Genomic DNA, 22,527 nt, shown 5'->3' on the forward strand with positions numbered 1-22,527 from the left:
GCCTGACGGGCCAATGATTAAGACAGTGGACCGCGAAAACAGACCTCACGCATCAACAAAACGAGTGTCGAGCGCCGATGAACATTCTCTACGATGAACGCGTTGACGGCGCCTTGCCCGACGTCGACAAACAGGCGCTGTTGCACGCCCTGCAAACCCGCTTGCCAGCTCTTGAGATCCTGCATCAGCGCGAGGAAACCAAGCCCTACGAATGCGACGGGCTGTCGGCCTATCGCACCACGCCGATGCTGGTGGTGCTGCCCCGCTCCATCGACGAAGTCCAGGGGGTGCTGCGGGTCTGCCATGAACTGCGCGTCCCCGTCGTGGCCCGTGGCGCGGGCACCGGGTTGTCCGGCGGCGCGCTGCCCCTGGAGAAAGGCGTGCTGCTGGTGATGGCGCGCTTCAACAACATCCTGCACATCGATCCAGCCGCCCGTACCGCTCGGGTTCAGCCCGGCGTACGCAATCTGGCGATTTCCCAGGCAGCGGCACCCTTCGGCCTGTATTACGCGCCGGATCCTTCCTCGCAAATCGCCTGTTCCATCGGAGGCAACGTCGCGGAAAATGCCGGTGGCGTGCACTGCCTGAAGTACGGCCTGACCGTGCACAACGTGCTCAAGGTCGACATCCTCACCGTCGATGGCGAGCACCTGAGCCTGGGCTCCAACGCCCTCGACGCCCCCGGTTTCGACCTGCTGGCGCTGTTCACCGGATCCGAAGGCCTGCTCGGGGTGATCACCGAGGTCACGGTCAAGCTGCTGCCCAAACCGCAGACCGCCAAAGTGCTGCTGGCGGCGTTCGATTCCGTGGAAAAAGCCGGGCGCGCCGTCGGCGACATCATTGCCGCCGGCATCATCCCCGGTGGCCTGGAAATGATGGACAACCTGGCCATCCGCGCCGCCGAGGACTTCATCCACGCCGGTTATCCGGTGGATGCCCAGGCCATTCTGCTGTGCGAGCTCGATGGTGTCGAAGCCGATGTCTCAGAGGACTGCGACCGGGTGCGCCAGGTACTGCAACAGGCCGGCGCCACCGAGTTACGCCAGGCCAAGGACGAAGCCGAGCGCGTGCTGTTCTGGGCCGGGCGCAAGAATGCCTTCCCGGCGGTGGGTCGCCTCTCGCCGGACTACTACTGCATGGACGGCACCATTCCCCGTCGCGAACTGCCCGGCGTACTGCACGCCATCGCCGAGCTTTCGAACGAATACGGCCTGCGGGTGGCCAACGTGTTCCATGCCGGCGACGGCAACATGCACCCGCTGATCCTGTTCGATGCCAATCAACCCGGTGAACTTGATCGAGCTGAAGCCCTGGGTGGCAAGATTCTGGAGTTGTGCGTGAAAGTCGGCGGCAGCATCACCGGTGAACACGGCGTGGGCCGCGAGAAGATCAACCAGATGTGCGCGCAGTTCAACAGCGATGAGCTGACCCTGTTCCATGCCATCAAGGCCGCCTTCGACCCCAGCGGCCTGCTCAACCCCGGCAAGAACATTCCGACCCTGCACCGCTGCGCCGAATTCGGTGCCATGCACATACATGGCGGTCAATTGCCCTTCCCCGAGCTGGAGCGCTTCTGATGCACGGCCCTGAAGATTTCGATGACAGCCAGTCACTGCTGGAACAGGTCAATCAGGCGCTGGAAAACGCCACGCCCTTGCGCATCCAGGGTTCCAACAGCAAAGCCTTTCTCGGCCGCACCACGGCCGGGGAGATTCTCGACACCCGCTCGCACCGGGGTATCGTCAGTTACGACCCGACTGAACTGGTGATCACCGCCCGTTGCGGCACACCGTTGTCGCAACTGACGCAGGTACTGGACGCCGCGCAACAGATGCTGCCCTGCGAGCCACCATCCTTCGGCGACGGCGCTACCGTCGGCGGCATGATCGCCTGCGGGCTGTCCGGGCCACGGCGCCCGTGGTCCGGTTCGGTGCGCGATTTCGTGCTCGGCACGCGGGTCATCACAGGGCAAGGCAAGCTGTTGCGCTTCGGTGGCGAGGTGATGAAAAACGTCGCCGGCTACGACCTGTCGCGCCTGATGGCCGGCAGTTACGGCAGCCTCGGGCTGATTACCGAAGTGTCCCTCAAAGTGCTGCCCAAACCCCGGCAGTGCCTCAGTATCAGCCTGGAAATGGACGCCGAACGGGCCTTGTTGCGCCTGGCGGAATGGGGCCAGCAGCCGTTGCCGATCAGCGCGGCTTGTCACGACGGTTCACGCCTGCACCTGCGGCTTGAGGGCGGTGAAGGTTCGGTATCGGCGGCCCATGAGCGCCTCGGAGGCGAACGGCTGGAGTCTTGCTGGTGGGACGATCTCAACGAACAGCGCTTGAGTTTCTTCGATGAAGACCAACCGCTTTGGCGCCTGTCACTGCCACACAACACGCCGCTTCTGTCGTTGCCGGGGCGCCAGTTGATCGACTGGGGGGGCGCCCAGCGCTGGCTGAAATCCGATGCCGAAGCGGCGTACATCCGTCAGGTCGTCGACGAGGTCGGTGGCCATGCCACCTGCTTCAGCCACGGCCTGACCGACACTCCATTCCAGCCTCTGCCCCCGGCCCTGATGCGCTATCACCGCAACCTGAAACAACAGCTCGATCCACGGGGTATCTTCAACCCCGGACGCCTGTACGCGGAGCTTTGAACCATGCAGACGACCTTGAGTGAACGCGCCAGCCAATTGCCACGCGCCGCAGAAGCCGAAAGCATCCTGCGCACCTGCGTGCACTGCGGGTTCTGCAATGCCACCTGCCCGACCTATCAATTGCTCGGCGATGAACTGGACGGACCACGGGGTCGCATTTACCTGATCAAGCAGGTGCTGGAAGGCAACGACGTCACGCAAAAGACCCAGCAGCACCTGGACCGCTGCCTATCGTGCCGCAACTGCGAAACCACCTGTCCGTCGGGCGTCGACTACCACAACCTGCTGGACATCGGGCGGGCTGTGGTCGATGCGGCGGTGCCACGCCCGCTCGGTCAGCGCCTGTTGCGCGAGGGTTTGCGGCAGACTGTGCCGCATCCAGAGCTGTTCAAGAGCCTGGTCAATAGCGGTCAGGTGTTCCGCGCGCTGCTGCCCGGCAACCTGCAAAGCAAGTTGCCGCGCAATGTCTACCCGGCCAAGCCGCGACCCATGACCCTGCGCGAGCGTCAGGTGCTGATGCTCGAAGGTTGCGTGCAGCCCAGCCTGTCCCCCAACACCAATGCCGCGGCGGCGCGGGTGCTGGACCGGTTGGGGATCAGCGTCATCGCGAGCCGCGAAGCCGGTTGCTGCGGCGCCGTGGACTACCACCTGGACGCCCAGGCCATCGGCCTCGATCGTGCCCGTCGCAACATCGACGCGTGGTGGCCGAGCCTGGAAAAAGGCGCCGAGGCGATTGTGCAGACCGCCAGCGGTTGCGGCGCCTTCATCAAGGATTACGGCCACCTGCTCGCCAGCGATCCGGCCTATGCCGACAAGGCAAAAAAGGTCAGTGCGCTGGCCCGGGATCTGGTGGAAGTGTTGCGCGACGAACCGCTGGAGCAACTCGGCATTCACGCCTCGCAACGTCTGGCCTTCCATTGCCCCTGCACCTTGCAGCACGGGCAGAAACTCGGCGGTGCCGTGGAAGCGCTGCTGACCGGACTCGGTTTCAACCTGACGTCTGTCCCCGACGGGCACCTGTGCTGCGGCTCGGCGGGCACCTATTCGCTGACCCAGCCCGAACTGTCGCGACAACTGCGCGACAACAAGCTCGAGGCCCTGGAAAGCGGCCATCCGGAGGTCATTGTCACGGCCAACATCGGCTGCCAGTCGCACCTCGACGGCGCAGGGCGAACCCCGGTGCGGCACTGGATCGAACTGGTCGAAGCCAACTTGCCTTAACCGAACCCTGGAGATGCCCATGAACCGCAAAGCTGTCCTGAGCCAGGCCGAAGTCGGCCAGATCCTCACCGCCGCCCGCGCCGAAGCACAGGCCAATCAATGGGCCGTGACCATAGTGGTGGTCGATGACGGCGGCCACCCGCTGGCCCTCGAACGCCTCGATGGCTGCACGCCTGCCAGCGTGTATATCGCTACCGAAAAGGCACGCACCTCAGCCCTCGGGCGGCGCGAATCGAAAAGCTATGAGGACATGGTCAACGCTGGGCGCTACGCTTTCCTCTCGGCACCCTTGCTGACTTCGCTTGAGGGTGGCGTGCCGATTGTTTTTGATGGACAGGTGATTGGTGCTGTCGGGGTGTCGGGCGTCAAGCCCGAACAGGATGCGCAGGTAGCTAAGGCCGGGGCGCAGAGCCTGAAATGAGATGTTGGCTTCACCCTTTTCCCCTGTGGGAGCGGGCTTGCTCGCGAAGAGAGAGTGTCAGTCGAAGACATTGCTGTCTGACAGACCGCTTTCGCGAGCAAGCCCGCTCCCACAGGGGCCCCGTTAAACCAGACGAGAGGAGCTGAATCCATGACCCGTCTAACCGCAAAAGACTTCGCCCCCGAACTGCTGGAACTGTACGACTACTACGCCCACGGCAAGATCAACCGCCGGGAGTTTCTCGACCGTGCGGCGCTGTTTACCTTCGGCGGTTTGACCGCTGGAGCCCTGCTCGCCGCGCTAAGCCCCAACTATGCGCTGGCCGAGCAGGTCTCCTTCACCGATCCGGAGATTATTGCCGAGTACATCACCTACCCGTCGCCCAAGGGCCACGGCCAGGTTCGCGGTTATCTGGTGCGTCCGGCCAAAGCCACCGGCAAAGTACCAGCAGTGGTGGTCGTGCACGAAAACCGCGGGCTCAACCCGTACATCGAAGATGTGGCCCGGCGGCTGGCCAAGTCCGGCTTCATCGCCCTCGCCCCGGACGGCCTGAGTTCGGTCGGCGGTTATCCGGGCAATGACGACAAGGGCCGCGAGCTTCAGGCCAAGGTCGACCCGGAAAAGCTGATGAACGACTTTTTCGCCGCCGTCGAATGGATGATGAAAAACCCTGCCGCCAGCGGAAAAGTCGGCATCACCGGATTCTGCTACGGCGGTGGCGTGACCAACGCCGCTGCCGTGGCCTATCCGGAACTGGGGGCCGCCGTGTCGTTTTATGGCCGTCAGCCAACGGCCGAGGAAGTGCCCCGGATCAAGGCCCCGGTGATGTTGCACTACGGCGAACTGGATACGCGGATCAACGAAGGCTGGCCCGCCTATGAGCAAGCGTTGAAGGCCGGGGGCAAGACCTATGAGGCCTACATTTATCCGGGCTGCAATCATGGCTTTCACAATGATTCGACGCCGCGCTTTGACGAGGCGGCGGCCAAGCTGGCGTGGGAGCGGACGTTGGGGTGGTTTCGCAAGTATCTGGTTTGACTGGAAGTCCGGGGCTGGCCCCTTCGCGAGCAAGCCCGCTCCCACATGGATCTCTGTCGCACACAGATCTTGTGTTCACTGGAGATCCAGTGTGGGAGCGAGCTTGCTCGCGATGGCGGTATGACTGTTGGTGACTACTTCGGTTGAGCCACGGTCCGCAGATACGGCTTCAGGGTCTTGAAGCCATCCGGGTATTTCTTCTTCGCGTCTTCATCGGACACCGAGGTCGGGATGATTACGTCTTCACCCGGCCGCCAGTTCACTGGCGTGGCAACGGTGTGTTTGGCATTGAGTTGCAGGGAATCAAGCAGACGCAACACTTCATCGAAATTGCGCCCGGCGCTCATCGGGTAGATCAGCATGGCCTTGACCTTCTTGTCCGGGCCGACGATGAACACCGAACGCACCGTGGCGTTGTCCACTGCCGTGCGCGCGCCGCCACTGGCATTGGGGTGGATCATGTCGTAGAGCTTGGCCACCACCAGGTTTTCGTCGCCGATCAGCGGGTAGTTCACCGCCGTGCCCTGGGTCTCGGCGATGTCACCGACCCAACGGTTGTGGTCACTGACCGGGTCGACGCTGAGGCCCAGGACCTTGGTGTTGCGCTTGTCGAATTCCGGTTTGAGTTTGGCCAGGTAACCCAGTTCGGTGGTGCACACCGGGGTGAAATCCTTGGGATGGGAAAACAGGATGGCCCAGCCATCGCCGATCCATTGGTGAAAGTTGAGGGTGCCTTCGGTGGTGTCGGCGGTGAAATCCGGTGCTTCGTCGCCAATGCGGATAGCCATGTTCGATCTCCTTGCAGTGATGGACAGGGACGCCGTCAGGGCAGCGAATGCGCTTCCCGCGGCATGGACGCGACTCAGTATAGGAGAGGTTCGGCGACTCGCCGCAACGGGTTGAACACGTCGCTAGCCCACCAGCGCAATCAGTTGCTGACGCTGGGCATCGGTGAGCATCGGGCCGAAACCGGCCCGGACATTTTCCGCCATGTAGCGCGGGTTGCCGGTGCCGGGAATCACGCAGGTCACCGCCGAATGTGACAGCAGGTACTTCAGTGCCAGTTGCGGCCAGCTCTTGACCCCGACTTGCGCCGCCCAGCCTGGCAGCGGCTTATCTTTCAGTTTGGCCAGCAAGCCGCCACCGCCAAACGGCCGGTTGCAGATCACCGCCACTCCCCGCTCGCGGCACAACGGCAGCAAGCGTTTCTCTACGCCGCGATCATCCAGGGCGTAGTTGATCTGCAAGAAATCCACTGGCTCGGCCTTGAGTACCGCTTCCACCTCTTCATAGGCCGACGCCGTGTAATGGGTGATGCCGATGTAGCGGATGCGCCCAGCTTCCTTCCAGTGGCGCAGGGTCGGCAGGTGCGTCCGCCAGTCCAGCAGGTTGTGGATCTGCATCAGGTCGATCCGGTCGGTCTGCAACAGGGCGAAGGATTGTTCCATCTGCGCGATGCCTTCTTCGCGGCCCCGGGTCCACACCTTGGTGGCCAGAAAGGCCGGCGAGCGCGGCTCATGGATCGACAGCAGTTCGCCGGTGGTCTGTTCGGCGCGACCGTACATCGGCGAGCTGTCGATCAGCTTGCCACCCTTCTCGAACAACGCGTCCAGCACCGCGGGCAAGTCCTTGTAGGCCGGTTGCGAAGGCTCGACATCGAATCCGCGATAAGTGCCCAACCCTACGATCGGCAAGGACTCGTTGCTGGAAGGAATGGCGCGGGTCTGCATGGTCTTGCCTCCTGTTCCCGTCGACGGCACGGGTTGTGCCCCCGCCTGACCGAACGTGAAGACCGCCGAAGCACCGGCAGCCAGCGTGAGTATTGCTCTACGGGTGTACCCCACAGGATGGCTCATAAAACGCTTCTCACCAGTCGCCAGGGTCCGGCCTGTTGCGCCGACAATACGGATAACCCGCGCCAAGGGTCGATTGACTACACTCAGAAAGCCTTGTGGCGCCAGCCATTTTCAAACCCCGAGCAGTCAATGCCGCCCACTAACGTTAGTCGAATGTCGCGCACCCTGTTGTTACTCGTCGTCATCGTCGCTGCGTTGTACCTGGCGCTGTGCGTGGCGCTGTTCGTTTTCCAGCGAGCGCTGATTTACTACCCGCAACCGCGCGCCGTCGGGACTGCCGCGACGCTGCTCACCCTGCCGACTGCCGACGCACAGGTGCTGGTGTCCATCCGACCGCACGAGGGTCCCAACGCGCTGATTTATTTTGGCGGCAATGCCGAAGACGTCTCGCGCAACCTGCCCGGGTTCTCCCAAGCATTCCCTGACTACGCCCTGTATCTGCTGCATTACCGGGGTTATGGCGGGAGTTCCGGCTCGCCTTCCGAAGAGGCCATTGCCCGCGATGCCATCACCTTGTTCGACCAGGTACATGCCAGCCATCCGCATGTGGCAGTGGTCGGACGCAGCCTGGGCTCCGGGGTGGCCGTGCGCCTGGCCAGCGAGCGCCCGGCGGCGCGACTGGTGCTGATCACGCCCTACAACAGCCTCGAAGGGCTCGCTGCCCGTCAGTTCCGCTGGTTTCCGGTGCGCTGGTTGTTGAAGGACAAGTTTCAGTCCTGGCGGTACGCCGCCCGCATCACCGTGCCGACATTGTTGATCGCGGCCGAGCATGACGAGGTGATTGCGCGCTCAAGCACCGAGCGCCTGTTGAGTCACTTCACCCGTGGTGTGGCGTCATTGCAGGTCATTGCGGGGTCGGGCCATAACTCGATCAGTGACAGCCCCGACTACCTCAAACGTCTGCGTGAAGGGTTGTAAAACCTGAGTGCGAGGTGCCTTTTCCCATGACGAAATACGACCGTTAATCCGAGAGTTCACCCACGCCGAATAAAAACATATTTTTATGCCTATATTGATATTGTCGAACATTCCCACTCTCAGAGGGTGCCGTCATGAATATCAAGATCCTGGCTTTGCTCCTGCTGGCTTTCTGTGCGCAACCGGTCTGGAGCCAGACGCCTGCCGCCTCACCTGCCGCTGCCGACAGCCCCGCGCTGACCACGCGCCTGGCCCTTCGCGACCTTTGGGTCGAACACATTTTCTGGATCAGAAACTACGCGCTGGCCAATCAATCCGCCGACCAGAAGCAAGCCAAAGTGGCGGCGGACCAAGTGGTCGACAACGCCACCAAAATCGCCAACAGCATCGCCCCGCTCTACGGCCAACCGGCAGCCGATCAGTTGCTCAAGCTGCTTGCCGGTCATTGGGGCGCGGTGAAACACTACAGCGATGCCACCGTCGCGAAAGACGCGAAAGGCAAGCAGGCTGCCGTTACCGAGTTGACCGGCAATGCCAAGGCGATTGCGACTTTCCTGGCCACCGCCAACCCCAATCTGCCTGAAGCCACGTTGGTCAACATGTTGTCGGCCCATGGCGGTCACCACGTTGCCCAGATCGATGAATTCTCGGCACACGATTACACCGGCGAAGCCCGCACCTGGGCGATGATGCGCACGCACATCCTGGCCCTGGCCGACGCCTTGACCGGCGCGCTGGTCAAGCAATTCCCGGACAAGTTCTGATATCGCGCGAGGGCACACCATGCTGGAAGGACTGGGCCGAACACAGCAGGACCTGCTCAACGCACTGCTGCACCATGGGGGCGGCATGAGCATTGACGAGTTGGCTGAGCACCTGGCAGTCACGCGCACGGCGATCCGCCAACACCTGGCGGCGCTGGAGCGTGACGCTCTGGTGCTGCGCGGCGACACCCGGCCGACGGGCCGTCGCCCCGAGCAGTTGTATCAGCTCACCGACCACGCGCGGGAGCAGTTCCCTCGCCATTATCAGCTACTGGCCAGCGTATTGATTGATGAAGTCGCTGCCATCATCGGCCCTGAAGCCCTGGCCTCGCTGATGCGCAGCATGGGCCGCAAACTGGCTTCGGACCGTGAACAGCAGGTCGTGGATGAAGCCAGGATCGTCCAGCACATGAACCAGGCGGGCTACGAAGCCGAGGTGTTTTTTCGCTCAGGCGGCCCCCCGGAAATCGTCGCGCATAACTGCGTGTTCCATCGCTTGGCCGCTGCCCACCCGGTGGTCTGCGAACTGGACCTGGCCTTGATTGGCGCGTTGGGCGGCGGTGAAGTCGAGCACAGCGAGTGCATGGTGCGCGGCGGGCATGTCTGTCGCTTCAGGTTGCGTCCGAGCGAAACCCCGGACGTCGCGACAGAGCCTGCTTCAGGCAATACCGATCAGCCAGCCTAGCGCTGGCGTGACAACCGTTGCTGCCGGTTTCCGACGACCTGACACCCTTCGTCGGACTCATGGCTTCGCCCGCAAATAGACAGGTGCCCGCCGTGAACCTTGTTTCAAGGCACCAGTCATAGCCCAGCGTTTTTCCCCACTTTCTTCGTTGTCATCTCATCAGAGTTGTCCGTCCATGCGCCAAACTGTCGTTGCCTTGCGCTTATCTTCGCTGTGCCTGTTTTCCCTGCTCCCCGTTTTTGCAAGCCCCGCCCACGCCGATGGGCAACGGCAACTGGTAGACGCCATCAACGACTATCGCGCCCATCCGCAACGCTGCGACCGGCGGCCGACGCAACGCTTATCACCCCTGACGCTCAAGTCGAACCTGGCCCTGCCCGTTGGCTATGGCGGTGGGTTGCGGGACCGGTTAAAGGCTTCCGGCTATCAGGCCACCATGGTGAGGTCCATCCGCGTGGTGGGTGCACGGGATGCCGAAGAAGCCTTCGACATGTTCCAGGACGAGCACTGCGCCGCACTGCTCGACAATCAGTACGCCGACATCGGCGTCAGCCGCGCTGGGAGTGAGTGGCAAGTGGTGCTGGCACGGCCGGTGCTCGACGGGAAAACCGGCGATCCACGCAGCGCCGCTCAGGCGTTGCTGGCGCAGGTCAACGCAGCCCGGGCCAAACCGCGACTGTGTGGTCGCCAGCGTTTCGCCGCCGCACGGCCGCTGTCCTGGAGTGCAGCCTTGGGCTCCGCAGCACAAAGCCACAGCAAGGATATGGCCTACGGCAACTATTTCGCCCACCAGGACGCCGACGGTGACATGCCCTCCGACCGCGCCAGGGCCGCTGGCTACCGTGGCCGGCAGATCGGTGAAAACATCGCCGCCGGGCAAGGTTCACCCAGCAAGGCCATGGCCGGCTGGCTCGCCAGCCCCGGGCACTGCGCCAACCTGATGAACCCGATGTTCACCCAGGTCGGTGCCGCTTACGCCGCCAACGCGCGCAGCGACAACGGTGTTTACTGGACGATGCTGTTTGGCGCGCCTTGAGCCGCTGACCGGACCCACCTTGCGGGCATTAAAAAGCCCGCACTGAGCGGGCTTTGTGGGTGAATGTAACAAGTAGGTGGCCGGTGCTGGTCTCCGGCTTACAAGGTTTATCAGGCCTCCCACAAAAGAGTCGTGAAACTGTAATGGAACTCTTCTGCTTCACACGGCATAAGGGCTGGATCCCAGCGCGGGGATCTTTCTAACCGTGTACCCTTCGGAACGCGCCCCACGTCTCCTTGCTATCCTTTTGCGCATCAGTCTGCGTCTTCACCTACAGGTTTGAGGATAGCAAAACAGACACATTTGCCAACCGGGCTTTTAGACCGATTTCGACCAGCAGAAAACATGGCAGGACGGAAAAATACTATCGATCCACGGATGACTTTACATGGATGAGTTTCACCACGGCAGTTGCCTCTGCGGCGCCGTCAAATATCGCTTGTCGACCGAGCTGAAAGCCGTCACCCATTGCCATTGCAGCCAATGCCGAAAGGGCCATGGGGCTGCATTTGCAACCTATGCCAGCGCACCCGCCTCGGCGCTTGGCATCATGACCGGCGCAGATTCGCTGAAGACGTATGAATCGTCCAGGGGTGTCACACGGCAGTTCTGTTCTCACTGCGGATCTTCACTGTTCTGGACTGACTCGACAGGAGCGTTTTCCGAGTGGATTTCGATTGCCCTCGGTACGCTGGATACGGCGTTACGACCAAACAAGCAAAAACATGTTTTTGTCAGCTCGAAAGCGGATTGGTACGACATCAACGATCAGCATCCACGAACGGACTGAGTGGCTGGAGCGAGCTTGCTCGCGATGAGGTCAGCACATTCAACATTGATATCGACTGACCCACCGCTATCGCGAGCAAGCTCGCTCCCACAGTGATTTCGGTTGCTCGCAGATTTTGCGTACATCCACTAACCCTGTGGGAGCAAGCTTGCTCGCGATGGCGTCAAATCAGTCAACATCGATGTTGCCTGACACTCTGCAATCGCGAGCAAGCTCGCTCCCACACAGGTTGCACTTGGTAACCCGGCCTCACTCAGGCAGGCCGGCGCACCACCCTCACCTTGCCGCTATCGCCGCCACCGCAGAACAACCGCTCGCCACCATCGGACTCCAGCCCCGACACGCCCACGCCTTCGGGCATTTTCAGGCTCTGCAGCACTTCGCCCGTTTGCGGATCGATCCGGCGCAGCTCGCTTTCATCGCCTTCCCACGTACCGTGCCACAGCGCGCCGTCCACCCAGGTCACGCCGGTGACGAAACGGTTGGATTCGATGGTGCGCAGGATCTTGCCGTTCTCGGGGTCGATCTGGTGAATCTTGCGTTCGCGGTACTGGCCCACCCACAACGTCCCTTCGGCCCAGGTCAGCCCCGAATCGGCGCCTGCGCCGGGAGCAGGAATCGTCGAAAGGATGCGACCGGTGCGGGGGTCGATCTTGTGGATGCGGTCTTCGGCGATCTGGAACAGGTGCTCCCCGTCAAACGCGGTGCCGGCATGGGCAGCGACATCGATCGAGCTCAGAACCTTGCCGCTTTCCGGGTCCAGGGCGTTGATTTTGCTGTTGCATGCGAACCAGACCTTTTCGCCGTCCCAGGTGACGCCGCACACGTGGTCGACATCGGCAAACGGGCCATATTCACGAATGATTTCAGCAGTTGCGTGTTTCATCTGGCATTCCTCGATGGGGTTGGTGCCGTTCATCCTAGCCACCGGGCAGCGGCGCCGGGAGTAACAAGGTCGTCGCGAATCCCGGCACGGGCGGCGTCATCCAGCGCCGCGCTCGACCACGGCCAAACCACTGCACCTTGCCCTGCTCCGCCAGCGCATCGAGCGCCCGTTGCACCGTGCGCTGGCTGGTGCCCAGCGCCAGTGCCAGGGCGGAACTCGACCACGACTCGCCATCGGCGAGGCAGGCAAACACCGCGGCAAATTTTTCCTCGACCGGTTGCGCCAGCGTCACCACATGCGTACACACCGGCGAATGCAAGGCATAACCGCGCGCTGTCGCGATAACGCCGGCCAATGGCTTGAGTGCTTTACGCAGCCTGCCGATTTCCACGCGAAGCCGGGCGCGATGGGATTCATCCGAAAGCTTCAGACGAAACGCCCGGGCGATCAGCGTTTCCCGCGCAACGTCGGCGGGCCACGCCTCGGCCAACGCACGGGCGAGCACGAACAGGATCGGCCGCGTCGCGAGCGACACCGACATGCCACAACCGCGCACAACGTACCGGCAGGCATCCACCACCAGTGACGTTGAACAGAACAACGCTTCAACATCATCGAGCAACAGCGGCCGTACTTCACCCTGGGCAATCAGGCGTGCCGCAGGGGCATCGAGCAGATACACAGCGTGTTGGACCTCAGCCATCAGCGCCGCAATTCCGGCTTGACCGGCAGCCTGCCCGGCCCTGTTCAACGCCTCCCGCGCCGCGTGCGATTGCAGGCGCCGAATAGCGATCCCCGCCAGCACCAGTTCATGGGTTGCCCGCAAGGCCGGTGGCAATGGGCCGGGGTCGAGTCCGGCCAGCAACTGCTGTGCCTCATCGAGCTGGCCGATCAACAGCAGACGGCGGATTTGCAGATAACGCGCATGGGCGGCATTGACCCGGTCACCGTGGTGTTCAAGGGTGACCCGCGCCGTTTCAAGCGCCTTGACCGGCCACCCGAGCTCCCGCGAAGCCAGGGCGATTTCGGCCTCAGCCACCACACATCGCGCCCGGGCCAGCACTTCCTTGGGCGCAAAGGCCCGTTGCGCCCGCTTGACCAGCGCCCTGGCCCGCACCAGATCGCCCAGTTGCGCCATGGCGATACCGCGCAGGGCCAGGGCCGGCGCATCGTCGCGCAAGGCCACGCGGTCCAGTGCGCCCAGCGGATTGCCCGCCGCCAGCGCCTGTGCAGCTGCCGTGATCATCGAGTCCATCGTAATCCCGCCACGCTTGTCACTCCCATCATTCGATACCCGGGTTTAGTCTAAATCACGAGCTTTCACCAGGAGCGTACAACGATGAACACCCACAAAACCGCGACCCGGGAACAATGGCTGGCGGCACGTTTGCAACTGCTTGAAGCGGAAAAAGCACTGACCCGACGCAGCGATGATGTGGCCAGGCAACGCCAGGCATTGCCATGGTTTCACCTCGACAAGACGTACCGCTTCGATACCGACAACGGCAGCGCCACCTTGGCCGAACTCTTTCAAGGGCGCTCGCAACTGCTGGTCTACCACTTCATGTTCGGCCCCGACTACACAGCCGGCTGCCCTTCCTGCTCAGCCATCGCCGATGGCTTCGACCCCATCGTCGTCCACCTGGCGAACCACGACGTGACCCTGATGGCGATATCCCGCGCACCCTTGGCGAAACTGCAGGCCTACAAGCGCCGAATGGGCTGGACCTTCCCCTGGGCCTCGGCCGCCGATAGCGACTTCACCGCCGACTTCAATGTCTACTTCACCGAAGCGCAGCAGCGCGAAGGCTTGATCGAATACAACTACCAGCGCGGCGGCCATGCCATGGACGCCAGCCAGATCCCGGAACCGGTGAAACAATTCGCCGCGACCTGTGGCACCGATGCGCCGACCTATACCCGCGACAGGCCGGGGTTGAGTACGTTTGTGCTGGAGGACGGCGAGATTTATCACACCTACTCCACCTACGCGCGGGGCCTGGACGGATTGTGGAGCATGTACCAATGGCTCGACCGCGCGCCCAAGGGACGCAATGAAACGGGGCCCTGGTGGCGTCGGCATGATGAGTACCGGTGAGCGCCAGCGTTGTCACTGACCACCGATGAAAACGTCCGCCAGCTTGTCCACCAGTGCCGGCTTTGTCTGCGAGACTAGGTTTTGCAAGATCACGCAAGATTTGTGGGAAGGCGCAACTTATCTGTCGTGCAGATGCTTTTTCAAGAATGACCGGGTTCGTTCCTGGACAGGGTTTTGCAGGATCTCTTGCGGTGCCCCCTCCTCCACTACAACCCCGCCGTCCATAAAGACAATCCGGTCTGCCACTTCGCCGGCAAAGCGCATTTCGTGAGTGACGATCAACATTGTCATGTGCTCCGCAGCGAGTTGCTTCATGACCAGGTTGACCTCTTCGACAAGCTCAGGGTCCAGTGCCGATGTAGCCTCGTCGAACAACATGACTTTTGGTTGCATCGCCAGTGCCCTTGCTATGGCAACGCGCTGTTTCTGTCCGCCTGACAGGCGAGAAGGATACTCATCGAACTTGTTGGCCAAGCCAACTTTTGACAAGTATTCCATTGCCAACTCACGAGATGCTTTTTTTGTAAGGCCCTTGAGTTTTATCGGACCAAGAGCGATGTTTTCATACACGGTCAAATGCGGAAATAGATTGAAGTGTTGAAATACCATACCCATCTGCTGACGCACAGCATTTATATGCTGTTCAAACGCACGACCTTTCAATGGCCGATTGACTTGCTCACCCTCTAACCATATCTCGCCATCGTCAAGCACCTCCAGGTGGTTGATTGACCGCAGAAGCGTGCTTTTGCCAGATCCACTTGGGCCGATGATGGCGACAATTTGTCCGCGAGATATGGAAAGATCGATTCCCTTGAGTACTTCAAGTGCTCCGTAAGCCTTGCGAGCGCCCTTCACCTCAACCATGAATTCCTTGCTGATCATCGTGACATCTCTACCTTGTTTTCGAGAAGATGCAGACCGGCTTCGAGAACTAGATTGGCTGCATAATAAATAACCGCGACAGTCAGATAAAACTCAAACGGGCTATAGGTCTCGCTCACGGCAAGTTGTGCGCTGTACACCAACTCGGCAATACCGATTATGGAAACCAGAGAGGTGTCCTTCAACAGGACAATCAGATTGTTTCCCAGCGGCGCAATAGTCCTGCGAAGCGCCTGCGGTACGATGATGTAACGCTGAGTCTGTCCACGGCTGAGACCAATGGAGCGGGCACCTTCAATCTGACCAGGGTCTACCGATACCACACCGGCACGAATAACGTCGGCATTGTAGACGGCAAAGTGCAAACTGAGGCCTATGATGCCTGCCACCAGGGCAGGAATATCAATCCCCACTTGTACAAGACCATAATAAATCAAGTACAACTGAAGAAGCAGTGGAGTGCCCATGAGCAACCACGTCATAAAACGCACGGGCAGCGCCAGGATCCTGGGCGCATAAAGAACGATGAGTGCAAAGGCTACCCCTGCCATCAAACTCAATATGCTGGAACTTACAAACATCACAACCGTCCACCAAAGACCGGTCGCAAGTAGCTCGGAATAGGGTGTAACTATACTAAGATCCAGGCTTTGCATCTGAATGCTCTCACCTTGCCGCGAAGCGATTATCGAGATAGTCAACAACAAATCTGACCGAGTAGACCATCACGATGTAAAGCAGTGCCGACACCATGAAAATCTCAAAAGGTTTGTACGTTGAACTGATAAAGCGTTGCGCTGTATATGAAAGCTCAACAACAGAGATCGTCGACACCAGTGCAGAACCTTTGATAAGAGCGACAGCGTTCACTCCCAGCGGCCTGATCATCAACTTTGCAGCTTGTGGCAGCGTGATAAACCATAAGGTCTGGCCACGCCCGAAACCAATCGAACGTGCAGCTTCTTCCTGGCCTGGGTCAACGTTGGTGATAGCGCCACGAATGGATTCCGCCATGTAGGCAGCGATGTTCAGGCCCAAGCCGATTACCCCTGCGGCAAACGGCTCCAGTTCAATTCCGATCTGCGGCCCACCAAAGTAAATGATGAACAGCTGAACCAGGCAGGGAGTGCCGCGAAAAACGCTGATGTAGAGTCTTGCAAGGTATCGAAATGCGAGAGCAGTGGACAACCGGGCAGCAACCAGCACGATTGCGACCAGAAAACCAAGCAGAAGAGCAAGTACAGAGATTTGCACCGTAATCCAGGCCGCCTCCAGGAAAAACGGGAATGTGCGTTGTATGAGAGTCAGATCCATGGGAACGCTCGGAAAAGTCGGATTGGCTGGCCCGACGACAGGTCGGGCCATGCTGAACATGAATCAGCGGATATCGTTGCCAATCCACTTCATCGAGATCTTTTCGTAGGTGCCATCGGCGAGCATGTCTTCAAGCGCCTTCTGCATGGTCGCCTTGAGCTCAGGGTTATTCTTGCGCAGGGCAATGCCCATGCCTTCAATGCCACCATCGCTATCCGGTGGAGTAATGATGCGAACCTTCTGCCCTGTTTCTTTGACGGCGACCAACACCGGAACACTGTCCATCACTATCGCATCGATGCGCCCGGCCTCCAGGTCGACAAGCATTTCGGGTAGACCTTTGTACGTTCTCACCTTCAGGTTGCCGCGGGCCCTGGCCCATTTATCGTGTGCATCCCCAAGGGTAACGCCGACAACAACATCTTTAAGATCATCAAGACTTTTGATCGAAGAGTTGTCCTTCACTACGATCGTTCGGCCAGCGTGGTAATAAGGCCCAACAAAATCCACTGCTTTCTGGCGTTCCGGGGTAATGGTCATCGAAGCGACGATGGCGTCATATTTCTTCGCGAGAAGTCCTGCAATTATCCCGTCGAATGGCGTCGTGATGATCGTCACCTTTACCCCCATCCGCTCAGCCAGCGCCTCGCTGATGGAGGCGTCGAATCCGACGATCTGGTTCTGCTCGTTTGCAAAGCTGAAGGGAGAGTATTGACCGCTCATCGCGATACGGATCTCTTTGGAATCCTGGATCGACTTCAAATCATCAGCATGAACAGCTGAAGTGGAAAGTAGCGCCGCTGCCGCCACGGTAGAAGCGACAATCAAACCCTTGAGCTTTTTAGTTAGCATGGATGGCACCTTGGAAGAATTGTTTATTATTTTCTTGGGGTTATTCACCCGGCCTTCATGAAAAGTCTTGCATAGGCACTTCTGGAAAGCACCCGGCAAGGTGTCAGCCAACCTGACACATTGCCGGAGTTGGCCGACACTATGTCGGGGAGCCACATCGTCCAACCTGGTGTCTTGTCGCACGCCCCGCCCTTTGCGATCTACCGGAGTGCGGCCTTAAAGCTTTCGTCCAGGACCTCAAGCAGAAAATCAGCGTTTTTCTGACTGAAAATCATCGATGGGCGCATTTTCAGAACATTGTCATGGGGGCCTTCAGTACCGATCAAGATGCCTCGCTCCCTTGCACCATCGGCTACTTTCCTGGCCAGCTCCGTGGCTGGAACTTTCGTTTTGCGGTCCGTGACAAGTTCTATCCCGAGAAAAAGACCCAACCCGCGCACATCGCCTATTGCATCGTATCGCTGCTGCAACTTACGGAAGCCGTCGAGCAGATAGTTGCCAACGGTCAGTGCGTTGAGTTTCAGGTTATCGCGCTCAATTACATCGAGCACCGAGAGCCCTACAGCACAGGAAACCGGACTGCCGGCGAAGGTATTGAAGTACTCCATGCCATTGTTGAAGCTGTCTGCAATTTCTCGCGTGGTCACAACCGCCGACATGGGATGCCCATTGCCAATGGGTTTGCCCATGGACACTGCATCGGGAACGACACCCTGGGTTTCAAAAGCCCACCAATGGCTACCTACGCGACCAAAGCCGACCTGGACTTCGTCAGCCAGGCAAAGACCGCCCTCTGCACGAACCATTGCATAGACTTCTTTCAAGTAGTTTTCCGGGAAGAAAAGTTGCCCGGCGACACTTGGAATGGACTCCGCCAAAAAGAACGCCGGGGATCTGCCCTGCTTGCGCATGAGTTCAATCTGATCCGCCACGCTTTCAGCGAAACGCTTGCCAAGTTCCTCGAACGACCAGTGATCCACACCACGGTAGGCATCCGGGACGGCCGCCTCAAACACATGATCTGCACGCCCTTTACCGGCTTTACGCTTGTACTTGTAAGGGCTGAGGTCGATCAGTTCCTGCGTAGTGCCGTGGTAAGCCCAATCCAGCACAATTGCATCGTTACGCCCCGTGTGATTGCGCGCCATACGCAGCATGAGGCTGTTTGCTTCACTTCCCGAACAGCCGAAGGAAGCGACAGCCAGACCTTCAGGCAAGGTAGCGGTGAGTCGCTCTGCATACTCCACGATATTATCGTGCAGATAACGCGTGTTCGTGTTCAGGCGTGATGCCTGCCGCGAAAGCGCTTGCACCACATCTGGATGAGAGTGGCCGAGATGGCACACGTTATTGAAGCAGTCCAGATACGCCCTACCAAAGTTATCGATCAACCAGACCCCATCACCGCGAACGAACTTGATCGGATCTGAATAGGAAATCGACAGGTTTGGAAGCAACAACTCCTTTCGCTTCGCAACAATCTCTGCCTTGGTGCGTCCGTCCTGGCTGTAGGTTTCCGGAGGAATCCCCGCGAGACTCGATGCATCGGGAAAAATGTCGGCCCATACCTCAAGATAAGCCCGTTCACCTACGCCGATGAATTCGCTCGCTTTCAACGCTGTGTCCGTAGACATTTGAAAATGCACATGGGGAATCCATCCGCCATTTTCCGTATCCGCTCCCATGTATCCCACAAGCTCGCCAGCCTCCAGGCGGTCACCGGGCTTGAGCCGCGCCAAGGCTTCATGAGCCATATGCCCCCACAGCGTCAGGAATGGCGGGCAACCTTCAGGCGAGTGCTCGAGCATGATCAAACCACCATAACCAAGCGGCTCATGCTCGACCTCGACGCTCTGCACCACACCGGCAACGGGCGTATAGAGAGGCGTTCCAGCGGGCATGATCAAGTCGACACCGACGTGAAGGATCCGACGCTGCCCTTCAATGAATCGTGATTCAAACGCCGTGTCGGTGTAGATGGTCCTTTCCTCTCCCCATGGCCCGATACCGAGCGGCACCTTGTGTTCGGCAGAAAAATCATTCCACCACTTCGTTGCCTGCGCTGGACGTTGCTCGGCTGAAGCGATAGTCATCACATGCGAAGCGTCTCCGAACGGAGCAATGACCTTGTTCATCGTCGCAGCGGATGGACGCACGATATCCGCGAAGGACTTGCTGTTTTCGGCCACCCAGCGGCGAACCGCACCAGCGCCTTCGATCGCGTCAAAACCACAGGCTTTACGCAAGATCGCAGTCGCCAGACGAGGGTTCATGCGATCCATCCTTTCCAGAAGGCGCCAGGCCGGCGCTTCGCTGATGCCAAGGTAGGGATTGTCTTGCGTTCGGTCGTATCGCGATGCCGACAAGGTGACGCTCGTGACCAGGCGCATCGCAATGAGATTGAAGAGGACGTCAAGCTCCTCCGGCTGCAGAGGGTACTTCTCATGGAAACCGGCCGTGAGGGCGGCAGCCGCGCCGATTGGATCTTCCGTGTCGAGAATGGAATAGGCGCAGGTGATGGCGACTTCGGCAATCAGAATCGTATGGACCGCATCGCCAAAATCGATGATGCCCGAGACTTTCTGATGATTGCGGGAATCGACGAGGATGTTCCAGTCGTTGCCGTCATTGTGAATGACTTGTGCACGCAGTCGCGAAAGCTTCGGTTGAACGGTTTTTTCGAAACGTTCTATGAAGCGTTCCAGAATGGCCCTTCTGCCAGGATCTTTCACGAAATGCAGGCGTGAACTCGAACGTGCGGCGTGACGCAAATCCCAGTCGAGATCACGTACCGCGCCTGGATGCATGAAGCCCTGAAGTGCACGATCTATCTCACCGAACGATTGGCCAAGGCTGCGCATCAATTCGAACGTGCGCTCGACCTCGGCAAGCGGCGTTCCGTGCAACCAGCTGACCAGGCGGACCGCATGGGTTTCGCCGGAGGGCGCTACCGCAGAGGCCAGGTATTCACCGGCAAGGCTTTTCTTGAGAAAAGGCACGGTAAGCTCGGGACTGTGCGTGGCGAGGTGACTGAGAATGGCTGTCTGAAACTCGCTTTCAACTCGAGGTTCAGTCGAGTTGACGACTTTCAGAATCCATCCGGCATCGGTTCCTGTATTCAACCGGTAGTTGCGGTCGCGCTCGCCATCCAGAGGCGTGGCCGTACCGATAACGTTGAAAAGCTGCTCACTCAGTTTTTCGGCATCCCCTGTCGAGAACTGGGGGGCAGGATGGGAAAGATTTGTCATGGTAATTGTTTTCCAAGCCATTTTTTTCAGATAGCTTGGCACGCAAAGCCTTGGACGGCAGTAGGTATACGGTCGGCTTCAGCCTGCATATTGCCGGAATCGACCGGCACAATTTCGGTAGCAAAATTAGGGAGTTCTGATGCGCGACCTGGACACGAAAGATCGCGAAATACTCGAAATTCTTTCCAAAGAGGCTCGAATTGCCCTGAAGGCCCTGGCAGCGAGAATCGGGCTTTCAAGAAGTGCTACCAGCGAGCGAGTCATCAACCTTGAACGCAATGGTGTGATCAGAGGCTACCGAGCTGATATCGGCGAAATCGATGCCAACGTGATTCGCGCAATCCTTCTTGTATGCCTGAAACGCACACCCGCAATCAGCTTGCTGGACCTGCTTGCCCAAAACTCGCAGGTACGACGAGTCTCCTCGGTCAGTGGCCAGCTCGACCTGGTCATTGAGGTCGAATCGCGAACTATTGATGATCTGAATCGGGTCAGAGATGCAGTAGCCAGTCACGAAATCGTTGAAGACATCACCACCGCTGTCGTTCTGCGGCGCGATATTGATCGGCAGAGTTCCTGATTGGCAACGGGTGTAATCAAGTCGGCGGAATCGTCGCCAGCATACCGATCAGGATGGTCAACAGCAGAAAACCGCCGAGAAAAATCGTCATCTTGGCCATAGGGCCTCCCACACTATGAATTGGCGGTACAGCAGCGTCGGGGGCTGCCGTACCGGAGATTTATTGTGGGCTGGAGGCTGTATCCGTTACAGAGGCAGATTGCGCTGAAAAATACGGATCAGATCCGCTTTCAGGCTGTGCTTTCGGGCGTTTTGCAGGAAGGAATTTGCGCGCGATGTCCACAAACGGCGTGACGATCAAACCCTGCAGCGTCAAGTAACGCTCGTGATCGTGCTCGCCGGTGCCGAAGTGGATGGTTTCGGGTTTGGATTGTGTTACGTAGAGCGTGCCGAACATCCAGTCCCACAGTGACAGATTGATGCCGAAGTTCTTGTTGAAGTGTCGCGGCGCATCGCTGTGATGAATCTGGTGTTGCGCCGGGCTGCTCAGCACCCGTTCCAGCACCGGCCCGAAGGAAAACCAGACATGGCTGTGACGCAGGTTGGCCGCCAGGCCATTGAAGATGAACACCATGTAGGTCACGCCAAACAAGGTATAGCGGCTGATCTCCCCGCCGCAGGCGTACCAGAAGACCCCGGCAAATGCGCCGACGCAGATGATATCCGTGAGCTTTTCGACCACTTCTTCCAGAAAGTGCACGCGGCTGGCCGTCGCCGGCACCAGCACGGGCGCCGAATGATGGACTTTGTGGAAGGCCCACAGATACCGCGAATGGAAGGCGCGATGGCCCCAGTAATGGCTGAAATCCTTGACCAGAAATACGCCCAGCCCATAGAGCAGGGTCAGCGCCAGGTTCTCTTCCACTTGCGTACGCGCGCCCCACAGCTGGGTGAAGAACGCGATGTAGTCCGCTGAACGCAAGACGTACGGATCGACCAGGCCGACGATGGGCAGGACCAGGGTAACCTTGAGGATGGCGAGTACGAAGTAGTAGCGGTAGTCGAGCAGCGCCGAGCGATGCAGGTACACCCGGCAGCCGCCGATGAACTGCCCGAATGAGCGCGCGTCGGTCAAGCCCCGGGATTTGCGGTAGCGGAACAGGCAATAGGCGACGCTGTAAGACATGCAGAGAAAGGCTAGACCGAGTCTGCCGTTGAAGTCGAAAATGCCCAGGAACTGCCGGGTGACCGGCTCGATCACCCACTGGGATAAATGAAGATGGATTGCGGCGAAAACATCCATGCCAGGCTGCCCGACGTAAATGGAAGGGCAATTGTAAATGAGAACGAGTCT

The 22,527-nt window shown here is 59.5% G+C and carries 22 protein-coding genes; 12 read left to right on the plus strand and 10 right to left on the minus strand.

From position 1 onward, the window contains the following. The first annotated feature begins 77 nt into the window (after nucleotides 1-77). The 5 genes from glcD to yghX all read left to right on the plus strand — a co-directional run bounded on the left by glcD (nucleotide 78) and on the right by yghX (nucleotide 5,321). Complete coding sequence (gene glcD, locus KGB20_RS10710; RefSeq protein ID WP_154908610.1) at nucleotides 78-1,577, plus strand: glycolate oxidase subunit GlcD; 1,500 nt, start codon at nucleotides 78-80, stop codon at nucleotides 1,575-1,577. After that, the gene (gene glcE, locus KGB20_RS10715) at nucleotides 1,577-2,641 is read left to right on the plus strand and encodes a glycolate oxidase subunit GlcE (protein ID WP_150814590.1); all 1,065 of its coding nucleotides are present in this window, start codon (nucleotides 1,577-1,579) and stop codon (nucleotides 2,639-2,641) included. Before glcD ends, glcE begins: the two co-directional genes overlap by 1 nt. A 3-nt stretch (nucleotides 2,642-2,644) precedes the next feature. Further along, a complete protein-coding gene (gene glcF / locus KGB20_RS10720) occupies nucleotides 2,645-3,862 on the plus strand; it encodes a glycolate oxidase subunit GlcF (RefSeq protein WP_223532228.1) in 1,218 nt (405 codons plus the stop codon). A 19-nt stretch (nucleotides 3,863-3,881) separates the two neighbouring features. After that, a complete protein-coding gene (locus tag KGB20_RS10725; protein ID WP_159390190.1) occupies nucleotides 3,882-4,283 on the plus strand; it encodes a heme-binding protein in 402 nt (133 codons plus the stop codon). 150 nt (nucleotides 4,284-4,433) lie between these two features. Next, nucleotides 4,434-5,321, plus strand: a complete 888-nt coding sequence (gene yghX, locus KGB20_RS10730; protein ID WP_154908615.1) for a YghX family hydrolase — start codon at nucleotides 4,434-4,436, stop codon at nucleotides 5,319-5,321. A gap of 134 nt (nucleotides 5,322-5,455) precedes the next feature. On the opposite strand, the gene KGB20_RS10735 is transcribed toward yghX, so the two are convergent. Further along, nucleotides 5,456-6,109, minus strand: coding sequence for a peroxiredoxin (locus tag KGB20_RS10735; RefSeq protein WP_056727305.1), 654 nt, complete (start codon nucleotides 6,107-6,109; stop codon nucleotides 5,456-5,458). 123 nt (nucleotides 6,110-6,232) lie between these two features. Beyond that, a complete protein-coding gene (locus KGB20_RS10740; protein ID WP_174245523.1) occupies nucleotides 6,233-7,177 on the minus strand; it encodes an aldo/keto reductase in 945 nt (314 codons plus the stop codon). A 129-nt stretch (nucleotides 7,178-7,306) separates the two neighbouring features. Here KGB20_RS10740 and KGB20_RS10745 point away from each other — a divergent pair, with 129 nt between their 5' ends. The 5 genes from KGB20_RS10745 to KGB20_RS10765 all read left to right on the plus strand — a co-directional run bounded on the left by KGB20_RS10745 (nucleotide 7,307) and on the right by KGB20_RS10765 (nucleotide 11,370). Then, complete coding sequence (locus KGB20_RS10745; protein WP_159390191.1) at nucleotides 7,307-8,095, plus strand: alpha/beta hydrolase; 789 nt, start codon at nucleotides 7,307-7,309, stop codon at nucleotides 8,093-8,095. A gap of 134 nt (nucleotides 8,096-8,229) precedes the next feature. Continuing rightward, on the plus strand, nucleotides 8,230-8,859 hold the full coding sequence (locus KGB20_RS10750; protein WP_154861990.1) for a hypothetical protein: 630 nt from the start codon (nucleotides 8,230-8,232) through the stop codon (nucleotides 8,857-8,859). Nucleotides 8,860-8,878: 19 nt separating this feature from the next. After that, nucleotides 8,879-9,544, plus strand: coding sequence for a helix-turn-helix transcriptional regulator (locus KGB20_RS10755; RefSeq protein WP_159390193.1), 666 nt, complete (start codon nucleotides 8,879-8,881; stop codon nucleotides 9,542-9,544). A 175-nt stretch (nucleotides 9,545-9,719) separates the two neighbouring features. Further along, on the plus strand, nucleotides 9,720-10,580 hold the full coding sequence (locus KGB20_RS10760; RefSeq protein WP_154947394.1) for a CAP domain-containing protein: 861 nt from the start codon (nucleotides 9,720-9,722) through the stop codon (nucleotides 10,578-10,580). Nucleotides 10,581-10,968: 388 nt separating this feature from the next. Then, nucleotides 10,969-11,370: a GFA family protein gene (locus KGB20_RS10765; RefSeq protein ID WP_154861993.1), complete on the plus strand. Its 402-nt coding sequence runs from the start codon at nucleotides 10,969-10,971 to the stop codon at nucleotides 11,368-11,370. A 253-nt stretch (nucleotides 11,371-11,623) separates the two neighbouring features. Here KGB20_RS10765 and KGB20_RS10770 read toward each other — a convergent pair whose 3' ends face one another. Then, on the minus strand, nucleotides 11,624-12,256 hold the full coding sequence (locus KGB20_RS10770; RefSeq protein ID WP_150814606.1) for a glutaminyl-peptide cyclotransferase: 633 nt from the start codon (nucleotides 12,254-12,256) through the stop codon (nucleotides 11,624-11,626). Nucleotides 12,257-12,290: 34 nt separating this feature from the next. Next, the gene (locus KGB20_RS10775; protein ID WP_159390194.1) at nucleotides 12,291-13,511 is read right to left on the minus strand and encodes a helix-turn-helix domain-containing protein; all 1,221 of its coding nucleotides are present in this window, start codon (nucleotides 13,509-13,511) and stop codon (nucleotides 12,291-12,293) included. Between the two features lie 84 nt (nucleotides 13,512-13,595). Here KGB20_RS10775 and KGB20_RS10780 point away from each other — a divergent pair, with 84 nt between their 5' ends. Next, nucleotides 13,596-14,354, plus strand: a complete 759-nt coding sequence (locus KGB20_RS10780) for a DUF899 domain-containing protein (RefSeq protein ID WP_159390195.1) — start codon at nucleotides 13,596-13,598, stop codon at nucleotides 14,352-14,354. 117 nt (nucleotides 14,355-14,471) lie between these two features. Here the strand turns inward: KGB20_RS10780 and KGB20_RS10785 are convergent, their stop codons facing one another. The 5 genes from KGB20_RS10785 to KGB20_RS10805 form a co-directional block, all read right to left on the minus strand. Next, on the minus strand, nucleotides 14,472-15,239 hold the full coding sequence (locus KGB20_RS10785) for an amino acid ABC transporter ATP-binding protein (protein ID WP_154861996.1): 768 nt from the start codon (nucleotides 15,237-15,239) through the stop codon (nucleotides 14,472-14,474). Beyond that, nucleotides 15,236-15,895, minus strand: a complete 660-nt coding sequence (locus KGB20_RS10790) for an amino acid ABC transporter permease (protein WP_154861997.1) — start codon at nucleotides 15,893-15,895, stop codon at nucleotides 15,236-15,238. The genes KGB20_RS10785 and KGB20_RS10790 overlap by 4 nt, the downstream gene beginning before the upstream one ends. 10 nt (nucleotides 15,896-15,905) lie before the next feature. Continuing rightward, entirely contained in the window at nucleotides 15,906-16,553 is a 648-nt protein-coding gene (locus tag KGB20_RS10795; protein WP_159390196.1) for an amino acid ABC transporter permease, read from the minus strand. A 63-nt stretch (nucleotides 16,554-16,616) separates the two neighbouring features. Beyond that, nucleotides 16,617-17,405 carry an ABC transporter substrate-binding protein gene (locus KGB20_RS10800; protein ID WP_159390197.1) on the minus strand — a complete coding sequence of 263 codons (789 nt, stop codon included), beginning with the start codon at nucleotides 17,403-17,405 and terminating at the stop codon, nucleotides 16,617-16,619. A gap of 200 nt (nucleotides 17,406-17,605) precedes the next feature. Then, entirely contained in the window at nucleotides 17,606-20,653 is a 3,048-nt protein-coding gene (locus KGB20_RS10805; protein ID WP_159390198.1) for an aminotransferase class III-fold pyridoxal phosphate-dependent enzyme, read from the minus strand. A 139-nt stretch (nucleotides 20,654-20,792) separates the two neighbouring features. Here KGB20_RS10805 and KGB20_RS10810 point away from each other — a divergent pair, with 139 nt between their 5' ends. Continuing rightward, nucleotides 20,793-21,233, plus strand: coding sequence for an Lrp/AsnC family transcriptional regulator (locus tag KGB20_RS10810; protein WP_102671896.1), 441 nt, complete (start codon nucleotides 20,793-20,795; stop codon nucleotides 21,231-21,233). Between the two features lie 160 nt (nucleotides 21,234-21,393). Here the strand turns inward: KGB20_RS10810 and KGB20_RS10815 are convergent, their stop codons facing one another. Then, nucleotides 21,394-22,476, minus strand: a complete 1,083-nt coding sequence (locus KGB20_RS10815) for a sterol desaturase family protein (RefSeq protein WP_154947390.1) — start codon at nucleotides 22,474-22,476, stop codon at nucleotides 21,394-21,396. Nucleotides 22,477-22,527 lie beyond the last annotated feature (51 nt).

This window comes from Pseudomonas sp. BF-R-30, assembly GCF_019956175.1.
Classification (GTDB): domain Bacteria; phylum Pseudomonadota; class Gammaproteobacteria; order Pseudomonadales; family Pseudomonadaceae; genus Aquipseudomonas; species Aquipseudomonas jessenii.